Annotated in this window: 12 protein-coding genes and 2 riboswitches; of the genes, 4 read left to right on the plus strand and 8 right to left on the minus strand. The window is 68.8% G+C overall.

Annotated elements, in window-relative coordinates:
• Positions 1 to 15: 15 nt before the first annotated feature.
• The 8 genes from CHC08_RS15605 to CHC08_RS15640 form a co-directional block, all read right to left on the minus strand.
• The gene (locus tag CHC08_RS15605; RefSeq protein WP_089208002.1) at positions 16 to 1,392 is read right to left on the minus strand and encodes an L-serine ammonia-lyase; all 1,377 of its coding nucleotides are present in this window, start codon (positions 1,390 to 1,392) and stop codon (positions 16 to 18) included.
• Positions 1,389 to 2,855 (minus strand): RNA-guided endonuclease IscB, encoded by a 1,467-nt coding sequence (gene iscB, locus CHC08_RS15610; protein WP_245878338.1) that lies wholly within the window; start codon positions 2,853 to 2,855, stop codon positions 1,389 to 1,391. Before iscB ends, CHC08_RS15605 begins: the two co-directional genes overlap by 4 nt.
• Before the next feature lie 317 nt (positions 2,856 to 3,172).
• Positions 3,173 to 3,562, minus strand: a complete 390-nt coding sequence (gene gcvH, locus CHC08_RS15615; RefSeq protein WP_089208003.1) for a glycine cleavage system protein GcvH — start codon at positions 3,560 to 3,562, stop codon at positions 3,173 to 3,175.
• A complete protein-coding gene (gene gcvT, locus CHC08_RS15620) occupies positions 3,559 to 4,650 on the minus strand; it encodes a glycine cleavage system aminomethyltransferase GcvT (protein WP_089208004.1) in 1,092 nt (363 codons plus the stop codon). The genes gcvH and gcvT overlap by 4 nt, the downstream gene beginning before the upstream one ends.
• A gap of 33 nt (positions 4,651 to 4,683) precedes the next feature.
• Positions 4,684 to 4,778: riboswitch (glycine riboswitch) on the minus strand.
• Positions 4,779 to 4,877, minus strand: a riboswitch (glycine riboswitch).
• 191 nt (positions 4,878 to 5,068) lie between these two features.
• Positions 5,069 to 5,764: a gamma-glutamyl-gamma-aminobutyrate hydrolase family protein gene (locus tag CHC08_RS15625; RefSeq protein WP_089208005.1), complete on the minus strand. Its 696-nt coding sequence runs from the start codon at positions 5,762 to 5,764 to the stop codon at positions 5,069 to 5,071.
• A 265-nt stretch (positions 5,765 to 6,029) separates the two neighbouring features.
• Positions 6,030 to 6,794: a 3-oxoacyl-ACP reductase gene (locus CHC08_RS15630; protein ID WP_089208006.1), complete on the minus strand. Its 765-nt coding sequence runs from the start codon at positions 6,792 to 6,794 to the stop codon at positions 6,030 to 6,032.
• A 5-nt stretch (positions 6,795 to 6,799) separates the two neighbouring features.
• Positions 6,800 to 8,146, minus strand: coding sequence for an aldehyde dehydrogenase family protein (locus CHC08_RS15635; RefSeq protein WP_089208007.1), 1,347 nt, complete (start codon positions 8,144 to 8,146; stop codon positions 6,800 to 6,802).
• 2 nt (positions 8,147 to 8,148) lie between these two features.
• Positions 8,149 to 9,492 carry a glutamine synthetase family protein gene (locus CHC08_RS15640; protein WP_275937174.1) on the minus strand — a complete coding sequence of 448 codons (1,344 nt, stop codon included), beginning with the start codon at positions 9,490 to 9,492 and terminating at the stop codon, positions 8,149 to 8,151.
• A gap of 120 nt (positions 9,493 to 9,612) precedes the next feature.
• Here CHC08_RS15640 and CHC08_RS15645 point away from each other — a divergent pair, with 120 nt between their 5' ends.
• From CHC08_RS15645 to CHC08_RS15660, 4 genes are all read left to right on the plus strand, one after another.
• Entirely contained in the window at positions 9,613 to 10,332 is a 720-nt protein-coding gene (locus CHC08_RS15645) for a FadR/GntR family transcriptional regulator (protein ID WP_089208009.1), read from the plus strand.
• Positions 10,333 to 10,385: 53 nt separating this feature from the next.
• Complete coding sequence (locus CHC08_RS15650) at positions 10,386 to 11,141, plus strand: hypothetical protein (RefSeq protein ID WP_089208010.1); 756 nt, start codon at positions 10,386 to 10,388, stop codon at positions 11,139 to 11,141.
• Positions 11,142 to 11,335: 194 nt separating this feature from the next.
• Positions 11,336 to 11,533, plus strand: a complete 198-nt coding sequence (locus CHC08_RS49585; protein WP_204358685.1) for a hypothetical protein — start codon at positions 11,336 to 11,338, stop codon at positions 11,531 to 11,533.
• 329 nt (positions 11,534 to 11,862) lie between these two features.
• Positions 11,863 to 13,590 carry an ABC transporter ATP-binding protein gene (locus tag CHC08_RS15660; RefSeq protein WP_089208012.1) on the plus strand — a complete coding sequence of 576 codons (1,728 nt, stop codon included), beginning with the start codon at positions 11,863 to 11,865 and terminating at the stop codon, positions 13,588 to 13,590.
• Positions 13,591 to 13,739: the final 149 nt, after the last annotated feature.

Consider the following 13,739-nt stretch of genomic DNA (forward strand, 5'->3'; position numbering starts at 1 on the left):
GGGTGGAGGGGTCGATCAGCACTCGATGACGTTCACGGCGAGGCCGCCGCGACTGGTCTCCTTGTACTTGTCGAGCATGTCGCGACCGGTGTCGCGCATCGTTTTGATCGCCTTGTCCAGGGACACAAAGTGCCGGCCGTCGCCGCGCAGCGCGATCCTGGCCGCGGCGATGGCCTTGATGGAGGCCACCGCGTTGCGCTCGATGCACGGGATCTGGACCAGGCCGCCGATCGGGTCGCAGGTGAGGCCCAGGTTGTGCTCGATGCCGATCTCCGCGGCGTTCTCCACCTGCTCGGGGGTGCCGCCCAGCACCTCGGTGAGCCCGGCGGCGGCCATCGAGCAGGCCGAGCCGACCTCGCCCTGGCAGCCGACCTCGGCGCCGGAGATGGAGGCGTTCTCCTTGAACAGCACGCCGATCGCTCCGGCGGTCAGCAGGAAGCGGACCACGCCCTCGTCGTCGGACTTCCGCGTGAAGCGGTCGTAGTAGGTGAGCACCGCGGGGATGATGCCCGCTGCGCCGTTGGTGGGGGCGGTGACGATCCGGCCGCCGGCGGCGTTCTCCTCGTTGACGGCGAGGGCGAACAGCGAGACCCAGTCCATCGTCTGCAGCGAGTCCTTGTCCGGGGACTCGCTCTGCAGCTGCCGGTGGAGCTGGTGGGCGCGGCGGCGGACCTTCAGGCCGCCGGGCAGCACGCCCTCCTTGGCGATGCCCCGCCGTACGGACTCCGACATGACCTGCCAGAGGCGGAGGAGCTGGGCGCGGATCTCGGCCTCGGTGCGGCCGAAGGCCTTCTCGTTCTCCAGCATCAGCCCGGAGATCGACAGGCCCGTCTCGCGGCAGTGGGCGAGCAGCTCGACGGCCGACAGGAAGGGGTACGGCACCACGGTGTCGTCCTGCTTGATCCGGTCGGCGCCCGTGGCGTTCTCGTCCACGACAAAACCGCCGCCCACCGAGTAGTAGACCTTCTCGCGGTGGACCTCTCCGGTCTCGGAGAAGGCGGTGAAGCGCATGCCGTTGGGGTGGCCGGGAAGGGAGATCTTGCGTTCGAAGACCAGATCCTCGCCGATGACAAAGGGGATCTCGTGGGAGCCGTACAGGGAGATCCTGCCGGACGTTCGCATGGCGGCCAGCCGTTCGTCCACGGTGTCGACGTCGACGAGCTCGGGCTTCTCGCCCGTCAGGCCGAGCAGGACGGCTTTGTCGCTGCCGTGGCCCTTGCCGGTCAACCCGAGCGAGCCGTACAGGATGACCTCGACCCTGGCGGTTTTCTCCAGGAGCCCGTCCTGGCTGAGCCCCCGGGCGAACTTGTGGGCGGCGGCCATCGGGCCGCCGGTGTGCGAGCTGGACGGGCCGATTCCGATCTTGAAAAGATCAAAGACACTGATCGTCATCGATTACCTCCAGCGTGGAAACCCGATCCTTCAGGACCGGGAGAAAACACGGAACGGTCCCGCGCCTCTGGGTGGGTGGTGTAGCCGTAGCCGTCGGCTCGCTGAAGCAGTCGAACATGGCGGTGGTGAATGCCTTGAACGGTGCCGTGCCGGGTGGTGATGTTGAAACGGCCGGTGGAGCGGACCGCGACCCGGCCGGTGTGAACCCCGGCTTTCTTACCGGTCGGTACGTTCGCGCCGACCAGGTCGCCGGTGGTGAACCCCTTGACCTGCTTGATCCGGGGCAGCCGCAACCGGGGGAATCCGTAGGCGTCGGTGCGGGTGCGGCAGTAGGTGCCGCGCCCGGTCGCCTTCACCACCAAAACGATGGACGGCCAGGCGGTCACCGTCTCCAGGTCGCCGACGTGCAGCGCATCGAGGGTGTGTGACTTCGGCGCGCCGGTGCGCGATCGGTTCCACTTCGTCCGACCGCCCGAGGCCGTGGCCACCGCCAAGCCGGTCGCTTCCAACGCCCGCCACAACGCCCACCGGGTCGCGTTGACCGCGGCAGCGTCTCCTAACGGGGCCTTCGCCTGCTTGAGGATCTTCGTCAGGAGCGCGGGCCTGGTCGTCAGGAACTCCTGGATCGGGGTGGCGTTCTTGGTCTGGTTGCACGGGATGCAGGCCAGGGCGAGGTTGCTGATCCGGTCGGAGCCGCCTCGGGAGCGCGCGTGCAGGTGGTCGAGGTTCAGCGGCACGTTCTGGGCGCCGCAGTAGGCGCAGGCACGCCCCCACTTTTCCAGCAGGTACTCCCGGACCTCGTATCCGGCGAGGGTGCCCTGCTGGTAGTCGACCCCTTCGAGCGGCTTGCCCGCCGACAAGGCGTGGGTGTCGAAGGCGACCTTCTCCACGTGCATGGCGGTGACCGGGGCCCAGCTTCTCAGCCGTCCCACCCAGGACATGGTGGTGTCGACGCGGTGTTGCAGGGACGGCGCGAGCCAACCCTTCGGCTTGGTCCGGTTTTTGAACCGGGGCGCGCGATAGCGCAGGTTCTTACTGCGGCGTCGCCGCCGGTACTGCGAGCGCGCGGTGAGCTTGTCGCGGATCTGCCCGCCCCGATGGTCGAGTTGCAGTGCGTACCCGCCGCTGCGGTCTCCGCCGTGTTCGGTGAATACGGCGATACCGGTGTGTTTGCTGCCGGGGTCGATGCTGACCTGCACGCCCTGGATGGTGGAGTCGGCGGCGGTGCGGTCTTTGAGCCTGATGACGAACGGGGTGTGCCGGGCCACCACCGCCCGACCCGCCGCCAGCAGACGGCGAGCACGGGCCGGATGGCACGGATCCAGCGGCTGGTCGTGTTTGTCCAGAACGAACACGACCGGGTGAACCTCACGGTTCGCTCCCTCGGACACCGAAGCGCCCTCGGGGTGACGCCGGTGCAGGCGGGTGCCGCCCGAACCGATCTCCCCTCGCCCATGTTCCATGCCAGTGCCCGGCATGGCCGGGAGTCGGTGAGCCGTTTCGTCCCCACCCCCGGGGTTGTCTGCTCCCACCGATTCCAGAGCAAGCCGCTGAGGAAGCACGGCTTGGTGGGTCTTCTCACTCACAAGAAACGTAGTCAATCGAATGCACCTCCTCCACGATGATCGACTCGGGCTGGTCAACGCGAGGCCATCGGTGCGCGGTACGGCACCTCAAGCCCTGACCTTCAGGCCGGGGTCGTTGACTGATCCGGTCCTTAACATCGCCGTGATCACGCGTACGCGTCGGTACGCGTGATCACGGCGCAAGATGGGAGATTTTATGACTCACCGGAGGTGAGCGCGGTGTACTCCTCGGGCGACAGCAGGTCGTCGGCGGTGCCCTCGATGCGGATGCGGAACAACCAGCCGTCGCCGTAGGAGTCGCTGTTGACCAGCGAGGGGTCGTCCACGACCGTCTGGTTGACCTCGACGATCTCGCCGCTGACCGGGGCGAAGATGTCGCTCACCGACTTGGTCGACTCGACCTCGCCGACCGCGTCGCCGGCGGCGACCGTCGTACCGGCCTCGGGGACCTGTACGAAGACCACGTCACCCAGCGCCTCGGCGGCATATGCGGTGATGCCCACGGTGAGGGTCAGGCCGTCGTCGACGCCGGCGATCCACTCGTGTTCCTTGGTGTACTGCAGGTCCTCGGGAATGCTGCTCACTTTTTCCTCCTGTAGAAAGGCAGTTCGACGACGTCGACTGCCTCGTGGCTACCCCGGATGTCCACGGCCAGGCCGGTGGACAGGCCGTTGTCCACATAGGCCATCGCGATGGGCCTGCCCAGTGACTGGGAGGGCGCTCCGCTGGTGACCTCGCCGACGACGTCACCGCCACCGGTGACGACCACCGGATACCCGTGGCGGGGCACCCTGCGGCCGGTCGCGATCAATCCGACCAGGCGGCGGGTCGGCGGGACGTCCTTGAGTGGTTCCAGGGCGGCCCGGCCGACGAAGTCGCCCGGTTTGTCAAACCTCACCACACGGCCCAGCCCGGCGTCGAACGGAGTGTGCTCCGCCGACAGCTCGTTGCCGTAGAGCGGCATGCCCGCCTCCAGGCGGAGGGTGTCGCGTGCGGACAGTCCGGCGGGGATCAGGCCGTACGGCTCGCCCGCCTTGGTGAGCGCCGCCCAGAGCGGCTCCGCGTCAGCGGCCGGGACGAACAGCTCGAAGCCGTCCTCGCCGGTGTAACCGGTGCGGGCGACGAGCGCCTCGCGGCCGGCCACGGTGGCGGGCAGCCCCGCGTAATATTTGAGCCCGTCGAGGTCGGCGTCGGTGAGCTCGCCCAGGATGGCCTGTGCCCGCGGGCCCTGGACCGCGATCAGCGCGTACTCCTCGGAGCGGTCGTCCACCGTCGCGTCGAAGGACTTGGCGCGGTCGGTGAGCTCGGCGGCGACGCGGGGGTAGTTGGAGGCGTTGGCGACGACCATGAACTCGTCGGGGGCCAGCCGGTAGACGATCAGATCGTCCAGCACGTGGCCTTCGGCGTCGACGATCATCGTGTAGCGGGCGCGGCCCGGCTCGACGGCGGAGATGTAGCCGACCAGCGCATAGTCGAGGGCCTCGCCGGCCTGCGGGCCGGTCACGAAGATCTCGCCCATGTGGGACAGGTCGAACAGTCCTGCCGCCTGGCGGACCGCGTTGTGCTCGGTGGACTCGCTGCCGTAGCGGAGCGGCATCAGCCAGCCCGCGAAATCGGTCAGCGTCGCGCCGAGGGTCTCGTGGACGCCGCGCAGCGGCGTAGGTCGGGACATGTTCGCACCTCAGGCAGGGGACAGATGAGAGCATCCTCCCCCTCTGTCATGGGTGCCTGAGAGTTTCGCCCGATTTTTGCCGGACTTTCACCTTCGGCGAGGCCGCGGGGCCTGCTTTCCAGAGGACACCTACCCGTACGGTCCTTTGCCTTGAGAGGTTCGCGGGGAGGGCTTGCTCCTTCAGGGGTCCTGGTCTGGCTGTCAGGACGCTCTCCCGCACGGGATTCATCGGTGTTGCGACCAGCCTAACGGCCCGCACCTGCCCGGCGAAATCCCTTCGCGGTGACGCTCCTTCTCCGGCGTCTCACCCACCTCGCTCGACCGGTCCCGGGGATCGGCGGCCACCGTTGGCGCGCATCCTCGCTCAGGAACGAGTCGTGGCGGATCCGATGACCCGAAACGAAGGCGGCGATCTCGTTCAGAGGCGGATGTGCTCGACCAGGGCCTCGAACAGGGCGGACTCGTCCTCGGTCTCGGGATGCCACTGGACCGCGAGGGCGAACGGGTGGTCCACCAGCTCGACGGCCTCGATCGTGCCGTCCTCGGCGTAGGCGGTCACGGTCAGGCCCGTCCCCAGGCGGTCGATCGCCTGGTGGTGGGAGTGGGCCACGTCCACGCTCTCGGTATCGAAGATCTTGGTGATCTGGCCGCCCGGCTCCAGCCGTACGGGCATCCGGCCGTAGCGACCGGGGGCCGGGGCGTGCCCCGGGTGGCCGACGACGTCGGGAAGGTGCTGGTGGAGGCTGCCGCCGAGGGCGACGTTCAGGATCTGGAGGCCCCGGCAGATCCCCAGGAACGGGACGCCCCGCTCCAGGGCCGCCCGGGTCACCCCGAGCTCGGCCTCGTCGCGGAAATCACGGACGTAGCCGGTCCGCTCGTGCGGGGCCTCGCCGTACCGCGCCGGGCTGACGTCTCCGCCACCGGCCAGGATCAGCCCGTCCAGGCGCCCCACCAGGGCGGAGGGGTCGCCCGCCGGGGGCAGGATCACCGGTTGCCCGCCCGCGCGGACCACGTGGTCGACGTAGTCGTACGGCAGGAGCGCGGTGCTCATCTCCCAGGCGGCGAACTTCGCGGGCTCGACGTAACAGGTGATTCCGATGACGGGACGGGACATGATCTCTCTCTTACGGGATACCGGGACGTGGGACATTATGCCCACGTCCCGGCACGTTATCGATGACGGCGGTGTGACATGCGGCACCCGCTTGACGCCGGGAGTGTGAGGTACGACACCCCGGGGAGTGGCGAAGCGCGACGCACGCCCGAAGATGGCGGTGAGGTACGACGCACCCTCAAAAGCAGAGATACGACACACCGCTTGAAAGCGGCGGTGAGGTACGACACGCTCGAAGGCGGCGGTGGCGTACGTCCCCGAGCGGCTACAGCGGGGTCACGTACGCGCCCGAGATGCCGCCGTCCACCAGGAACTCCGACCCGGTGATGAAGCTGGCGTCGTCCGACGCCAGGAAGGCCACCGCGGCGGCGATCTCGGAGGCCTCGGCGAACCGGCCGACCGGGATGTGCACCAGGCGGCGCTGCGCCCGCTCGGGGTCCTTGGCGAACAGTTCCCGCAGCAGCGGCGTGTTCACCGGTCCCGGGCAGAGGGCGTTCACCCGGATGCCCTCGCGGGCGAACTGCACGCCGAGCTCGCGGGACATGGCCAGCACGCCGCCCTTCGACGCGGTGTAGGAGATCTGGCTGGTGGCCGATCCCATCACGGCCACGAAGGACGCGGTGTTGATGATCGAGCCCTTGCCCTGGCGCTGCATGTAGGGGATGGCGTATTTGCAGCACAGATAGACCGAGGTGAGGTTGACCTCCTGGACCCGGCGCCAGGCGTCGAGGCCGGTCTCCAGGATCGAGTCGTCGTCCGGCGGCGAGATGCCCGCGTTGTTGAACGCGATGTCCACGCTGCCGTAGGTGTCGAACGCGGTCTGGTACATCCGGATGACGTCGCTCTCGCTGGTGACGTCGGCCTTGACGAACAGGCCGCCCACCTCGGCCGCGGCCGAGGATCCGCTCGGCTCGTCCAGGTCCACGCACACGACGTGGGCGCCCTCCTCGGCGAACCGGCGTGCGGTGGCCAGGCCGATGCCGCTTCCCGCACCGGTGATGACGGCCACCCGGCCCTGCAAACGCTGCATATCTGTCAATCCTCCGAAATGAAGACGTTCTTGGTCTCGGTGAACGCGGACAGGGCGTCCGGGCCCAGTTCGCGTCCGAGCCCGGACTGTTTGAAGCCGCCGAACGGCGTCCAGTAGCGGACGCTCGAATGGGAGTTCACGCTGAGGTTGCCCGCCTCGACCGCCCGCGCCACCCGGAGCGCGCGCCCGACGTCCCGGGTCCAGATGGATCCGCTGAGTCCGTACCGCGTGTCGTTGGCGATCCGTACGGCGTCCGCCTCGTCGTCGAACGGCACCACCGACACCACCGGACCGAAGATCTCCTCGGTGTACGCCGGGTCGTCCAGCGTCCGCGGGGTCAGGATCGTCGCGGGGAACCAGAAGCCGGGACCGGACGGGCACGAACCCTGCAGGTGGGGAGTCCCGGTGACGAAGGAGGCCACGCGGCCGCGATGCTCGGCGCTGATCAGCGGGCCCATCTCGGTGCTCTCGTCGCGGGGGTCGCCGACCTTGACCTTCAGCACCGCCTCGGAAAGGCGCGCCAGGAAGTCGTCGTACACCGAGTGCTCGACCAGGATCCGCGAACGCGCGCAGCAGTCCTGGCCCGCGTTGTCGAACACGGCGTACGGCGCGGTCGCCGCCGCCTTCTCCAGATCGGCGTCGGCGAAGATCACGTTGGCGTTCTTGCCGCCCAGTTCCAGCGTGATCCGCTTGACCTGCCCGGCGCATTTCGCCGCGATCTCCTTGCCGACCTCGGTCGAGCCGGTGAACACGATCTTCGCCACGTCCGGGTGGTCGACCAGCCGGGCACCCGCCACCTCCCCGATTCCGGGCAGGACCTGCAGCACCCCTTCGGGGAGACCCGCCGCGAGAGCGAGCTCGGCCAGTCGCAGGGCGGTCAGCGGCGTCCACTCGGCGGGTTTGACGATCACGGTGTTTCCCGCGGCCAGTGCCGGGGCCACCCCCCAGGTCATGATGACCATCGGGAAGTTCCACGGCACGATCACGCCGACGACGCCCAGCGGCTCCCGGAACGTGACGTCCAGCCCGCCGGGCACCGGGATCTGCAGGCCGTGGTTGCGCTCGGGCGCTCCGGCGTAGAAGTTCAGCACGTCCCGGACGTTGCCGGCCTCCCAGCGGGCGTTGCCGACCGTGTGCCCGGAGTTGGCGATCTCCAGCTGGGCCAGTTCCTCGGCGTGCTCCTCCACCAGCGCGGCGAACCTCCGCAGCAGCCGGGCCCGGTCCCCGGGTCCGACGTTCCGCCAGGTGGCGAACGCGCGCCTGGCGCGCTCCACCGCCCGGTCCACCTCGGCGGCGTCCGCCATCTCGACGTCGGCGACGACCTCTTCGGTCGCCGGGTTAATGATTTTCACGCTCACATCCGTTCGAATCCCCTGAAAAGCTCCCAGTCGGTGACCGCCGCGTCGAAGGCGGCCAGCTCCACCCGGGCGTTGTTCGCGTAGTGCGCCACGACGTCCTCGCCGAAGGCGGTCCTGGCCAGCTCCGAACCCTCCCACAGCCCCAGCGCCTCCCGGAGCGTGGGCGGCACGGTGTCGGCGCCCGAGACGTAGGCGTTCCCCGTGAACGCCTCCTCAAGGGGCAGCTCGTGCTCGATGCCGTACAGCCCGGCCACGATCAGCGCGGAGACCGCCAGGTAGGGGTTGACGTCGCCGCCGGGCACCCGGTTCTCGATCCGCAGGGACTGCCCGTGGCCGACCAGGCGCAGCGCGCAGCTCCGGTTGTCCACGCCCCACTTGATCGCGGTGGGGGCGAAGCTGCCCGGCACGTACCGCTTGTAGGAGTTGATGTTCGGGGCGTAGAGGAGGGTGAGCTCGCGCATGAAGGCGAGCTGTCCGGCGATGAAGTGCTGCCCGATCCCGGACAGCCCGTGTGGCTCGGACCCGGCCATGATCGGCTCCCCGTCGCCGTTCCTGAGCGAGATGTGGATGTGGCAGGAGTTGCCCTCGCGCTCGTTCGGCTTGGCCATGAAGGTGATCGACCGGCCCTCCTGGGAGGCGATCTCCTTGGCGCCGTTCTTGTAGATGGAGTGGTTGTCGCAGCTGGCGAGGGCGTCCGCGTAGCGGAAGGCGATCTCGTGCTGGCCGAGGTTGCACTCGCCCTTGGCCGACTCGACGTACATCCCCGCGCCCTCCATGCCGAGCCTGATCCTGCGCAGCAGCGGCTCGATCCTGGCGGTGCCGAGGAGGGAGTAGTCGACGTTGTAGAGGTTGGCCGGGGCCAGGTCGCGGTAGCCGCGCCGCCAGGCGTCCTCGTAGGTGTCGTCGTAGACCACGAACTCCAGCTCGGTCCCGACGAACGCCCCCCAGTCCCGCTCCTGGAGGCGGGCCAGCTGCCTGCGCAGGATCTGCCGCGGGGAGGCGGTCACGTCGGAGCCGTCCTCCCACACCAGGTCGGCCATCAGCAGCGCCGTACCCTCCTGCCACGGCACCCGCCGCAGGGTGGACAGATCGGGCTTCATCACGAAGTCGCCGTATCCTCGTTCCCATGACGACATCGCGTAGCCATCGACCGTGTTCATGTCGATGTCGACCGCGAGCAGGTAGTTGCAGCCCTCGGAGGCGTGGTCCAGCACCTCTTCCAGGAAGTAGCGCGCGGACAGTCGTTTTCCCTGCAGGCGACCCTGCATGTCGACCACCGCAAGCAGTACGGTGTCGATTCGTCCTGCCCGTACCTCGTCGTGAAGCTCACCGACGTCCACTGCGCTCTCCTCGCCGGAGTCCTTTGGGCTAGTATCAGACCATTGATGCATGAGGGGTCTCTTGTCAAGGGGGCGCGGGGGATTGGGCGAGATCTCGCGACCGTCAAGGGGGGAGGCAGGATGAGCGAGGTGTCGCGGCTGGCGGCCGTACTGCGTCCCGTACGCGGAGGCAACGCCTTCGAGGAGACCGTGGAACGCCTGCTCCAGGTCATCAAGCTTGGCATGGTGACCGAGAAGCTGCCCCCGGAGCGGGAGCTCGCCGTACAGCTCGGGATCAGCAGGGTCACCCTGCGCGAGGCCATCCGCGCCCTGCAGGAGGCGGGTTACCTCGACGTACGGCGAGGCAGGTACGGCGGCGCGTTCGTCACCTACGCCCCGCCGCCCCCGAGCCAGACAGAGCTGCGCAAGGCCGTGAACGACATGGGCACCGACGACCTGGCCGACGCGCTCACCTTCAGGATGGCCGTGGACTGCGGCGCCGCGCAGGTGCTCGCCACCGCCGAGCTGAGCCAGGCGCAGCGGAGCACGCTGCGGGAGCGACTGCTGGAGGTCAACTCCGCCGGGCCCGACGACTACCGCCGCCTCGACACGGCCTTCCACCTGGCCATCGCGGAGATGACCGGCTCTCCGCTGCTCGCCGCGACCGGCGCCGACGCCCGGCTCCGGGTCACCGACCTGCTCAACGCCATCCCGGTGCTCCACCGCAACATCGAGCACGCCGCCACCCAGCACGAGGCGATCGTGGCGGCCATCCTGAACGGTGATCCCGACGCCGCGCGTCGCGCGGTGGCCGAACACCTTGAAGGCACCGCGGCGCTTCTGCGAGGTTTCCTCGCATAATCGGATCTCTCGCATAACCTGGTAGAGCAGTGGGGGATTTGTTCGGGCAACGCATGGTGGACACAGAACGGCTACCGCTGTTCTGTTTCTTCGCCGCGCTGATCGTCACCTTCGTGCTCACCAGGATCAACGTCCGGCTCATCCGCGCCAAGATCGGCTGGTTCCGCAACCTCAACGTCGGTGAGATGCACATCCACCACGTGGTGTTCGGCGTGGTGCTGACCCTGCTCGGCGGGGTGTCAGGTCTGATCATGTCGGACATCTCCGCCGGCTGGTATGCCGTGACGGCCGCCGTCTTCGGCATCGGCGCCGCCCTGATCCTGGACGAGTTCGCGCTGATCCTGCACCTGCGCGACGTCTACTGGGAGGAGGAGGGCCGCGCGTCGGTCGACGCCGTGTTCATCGCGATCGCGGTCACCGGCCTCCTCCTGATCGGCCTGCGCCCGCTGGGCTGGGAGAACTCCGACGGCACGCTCCGGGGAACGTGGATCACGGCCGGTTTCATCGTGGCCAACCTCGTGCTCGCGGTGATCACCTTGCTCAAGGGCAAGATCTGGACCGGTCTGGCGGGCCTGTTCGTCCCGGTCCTCCTGGTTCCCGGCGCGATACGGCTGGCCCGCCCGGGATCTCCCTGGGCTCACCTGTTCTTCGCCCCCGGCGCCCGCCGTCCCCAGCCCCGCAAGATGGCCACGGCCGAACGCCGGGAAGAACGCTGGCGCCGTCCGGTGATCCGCGCCAAGATCGCTTTCCAGGAGTTCGTCTCCGGCCGGCACGACCTCCCCTCCACCCGCCGCCGATCCCGGCGCTGAGCTCACCGGGGAAAGCCTCTTCACCGCGGGCCGTTCAACGGCCTTTCCCGCGAGCACGTCGCCCCTGGCGAGATGCCTGCCAGATTGGGCCGGTGGTGAGGCTGAGGGCTCAGGAGGGACGGGAAAGGTCCTGGGGCGCATAGTCGGCCGTTTATGGGGCAGTTGACGGGCCTTCCTGTCGAAGGGTGTGGATCATGGGTCTCATGGAGAAGCTCAACCTGCGTGCGATGAAAGCTCAGGCCAAGCTGAAGCTGGGTCGTCGCACCGGGAACCGCCGGTTGGCCGCCGAGGGCCGGACCGAGGAGGCCGAGGCGAAGCTGCTCAAGACCCAGGACGAGATCCTGGACACCGTGGCCGAGATGCGCAGGGAGTACGGCGTCAAGCGCCGCTGATCTTTAGACCATCGCACCGGGTGCCGGTGTTCCGTTGATCGGGGAGCGATCAACGGAACACCGGCATTCGGCGATTCGGGCCGCTTTCCCGCCCTGCCGGTCAGGAGCTCGGAGCCCGCGGCGGAGGTGCCTGGACCTTTCTCCGAGGCGTTTCCGGATTCCTGGTCGTCAACTTTGGTTGACAGGATCGATCGCGTCAACTTATGTTGACGTGGTCGGTTTTCGGCTGTGGAAATGGAATCGGGCGGAACGCCCGGGGTGAGCGCGTGCGAGGTAGACAAGAAGAACAGCGACCGGGGGCCGGTCACTTCAGTCCAGAGGAGACCGCAGTGCCCGAGACCGCGTCCTGGCGGCTTCTGTTCGGCTATATCCGGCCCCACAGACGGGCCCTGCTGCTGGGAGGCGTGCTCAGCCTCATCGGTTCCGTGGCCGGGCTGGCGATGCCGCTTCTCGCCAAAACGGTGATCGACGCCTTCGGCGAGCAACGCTCCCTGCTCGGGCCGGTGCTCGGCCTGACGGCCGCCGTGCTCGTGGGCGCGGGCGTCGGCGCGCTCGGCAGATACGTGCTGGAGCGAATGGGCGAGGGCATCGTGTACTCCGCCCGGCGAAGCCTGGTGGACAGGATGCTGCGGCTGCGAGTGCCCCAGGTGGACCAGCTCAAGCCGGGGGACCTGCTGTCCCGGGTGACCTCGGACACCACGTTGCTCCGGGCGGTGTTCACCGACGGCGTCGTGGAGACGATCAGCGCGGTGTTCATGCTCGTGGGCGCCATCGTGATGATGGCGATCATGGATGGGCTGCTGCTGCTCATCACGCTGGCGGTCCTGGCCGTGGTGGGTTCGCTCGTGGGCCTGGTCATGCCGCGGATCCGCAGGGCCGCCATGCAGGCGCAGATCGCGGTGGGCGAGATGGGCGCGGTGCTCGACCGGGTGCTGCAGGCCTTCCGCACGGTCAAGGCCAGCGGAGCCGAGGAGCGGGAGATCGCCGCGGTGGGAGAGGCGGCCAGGGAGGCGCGGGACCGGGGCATCGCGGTGGCCTGGCTGACCTCGATCGCCGGAATCTCCGCGTGGCTCTCCGCGCAGCTCGCCTTCGTGACCGTGCTCGGCGTGGGCGGAGCGCGGGTCGCCGCCGGCACGCTGGAGGTGTCGTCGCTGATCGCGTTCCTGCTCTACCTGTTCTACCTCGTCGCTCCCATGGGCCAGCTGATCCAGGGATTCACGCAGGTGCAGAACGGCCTGGCGGCGGTGAAGCGGATCCGGGAGATCGAGGAGCTCCCGGCCGAGGAGCCGGACGACACGGTCTACCACGTCGGCAGGACCCCCGCGGGGGTCCGCTTCGAGGGCGTGGTCTTCCGCTACGGCGACGACCGGCCGATCGTCCACGACGACGTCTCCTTCGAGGTTCCCGCGGGCGGGCTGACCGCCCTGGTCGGCCCGTCGGGCGCGGGCAAGTCCAGCGTGTTCGCCCTGCTCGAACGGTTCTACGAGCAGCAGGCCGGAACGATCACGGTTGACGGCCGCGACATCAGGCAGTGGCCGCTGGCCGAGCTCCGCTCCGGCCTCGGCTACGTCGAGCAGGACGCGCCGGTGCTGGACGGCACGCTCAGGGAGAACCTCGTCTTCGCCGCGCCGGGGGTGGAGGAGGCCGACATCTGGCGGGTGCTCGCGCGGACCCGTCTGGAGGACCTGGTCTCCCGGCTCCCCGAGGGACTGGAGACCAGGGTCGGCCATCGCGGGATCATGCTCTCCGGCGGCGAGCGCCAGCGGGTCGCCATCGCCCGCGCTCTGCTGCGCACCCCCCGGCTGCTCCTGCTCGACGAGGCCACCTCCCAGCTCGACGCGGTCAACGAGCTACGGCTCCGCGAGGTGATCGCCGAGGTGGCGACGGAGACGACCGTGCTGGTGATCGCCCATCGCCTGTCCACGGTGACCGGCGCCGACCGGATCGTGGTGATGGAGGCGGGCCGGGTGCGGGCCGTCGGCACCCACCGCGAGCTGCTCACCGACGACGATCTCTATCGCGAGCTCGCCGCCACCCAGTTCCTGCTCCCCACCTGAGAGCGCGATCTCCCCGGTCGCGGTCCGCCGCTGGTCTAGTCCGCTTCTCAGGTTTGGCGCGAATTATGCAAATGTGCAGGGTGAGTAGGGAGATCGTTCGGACACGGGGGCCATTGGCTGATTCGCCACCGGGAAAACCGGGCATCCAC

This window comes from Streptosporangium subroseum (assembly GCF_900188345.1).
GTDB lineage: Bacteria > Actinomycetota > Actinomycetes > Streptosporangiales > Streptosporangiaceae > Streptosporangium > Streptosporangium subroseum.

Bases quoted from the DNA above. Each gene is read 5' to 3' on its own strand.
- CHC08_RS15605 (WP_089208002.1), bottom strand. From the start codon at position 1,392: ATGACGATCAGTGTCTTTGATCTTTTCAAGATCGGAATCGGCCCGTCC.
- iscB (WP_245878338.1), bottom strand. From the start codon at position 2,855: ATGGAACATGGGCGAGGGGAGATCGGTTCGGGCGGCACCCGCCTGCAC.
- gcvT (WP_089208004.1), bottom strand. From the start codon at position 4,650: ATGTCCCGACCTACGCCGCTGCGCGGCGTCCACGAGACCCTCGGCGCG.
- CHC08_RS15625 (WP_089208005.1), bottom strand. From the start codon at position 5,764: ATGTCCCGTCCCGTCATCGGAATCACCTGTTACGTCGAGCCCGCGAAG.
- CHC08_RS15630 (WP_089208006.1), bottom strand. From the start codon at position 6,794: ATGCAGCGTTTGCAGGGCCGGGTGGCCGTCATCACCGGTGCGGGAAGC.
- CHC08_RS15645 (WP_089208009.1), top strand. From the start codon at position 9,613: ATGAGCGAGGTGTCGCGGCTGGCGGCCGTACTGCGTCCCGTACGCGGA.
- CHC08_RS15650 (WP_089208010.1), top strand. From the start codon at position 10,386: ATGGTGGACACAGAACGGCTACCGCTGTTCTGTTTCTTCGCCGCGCTG.
- CHC08_RS49585 (WP_204358685.1), top strand. From the start codon at position 11,336: ATGGGTCTCATGGAGAAGCTCAACCTGCGTGCGATGAAAGCTCAGGCC.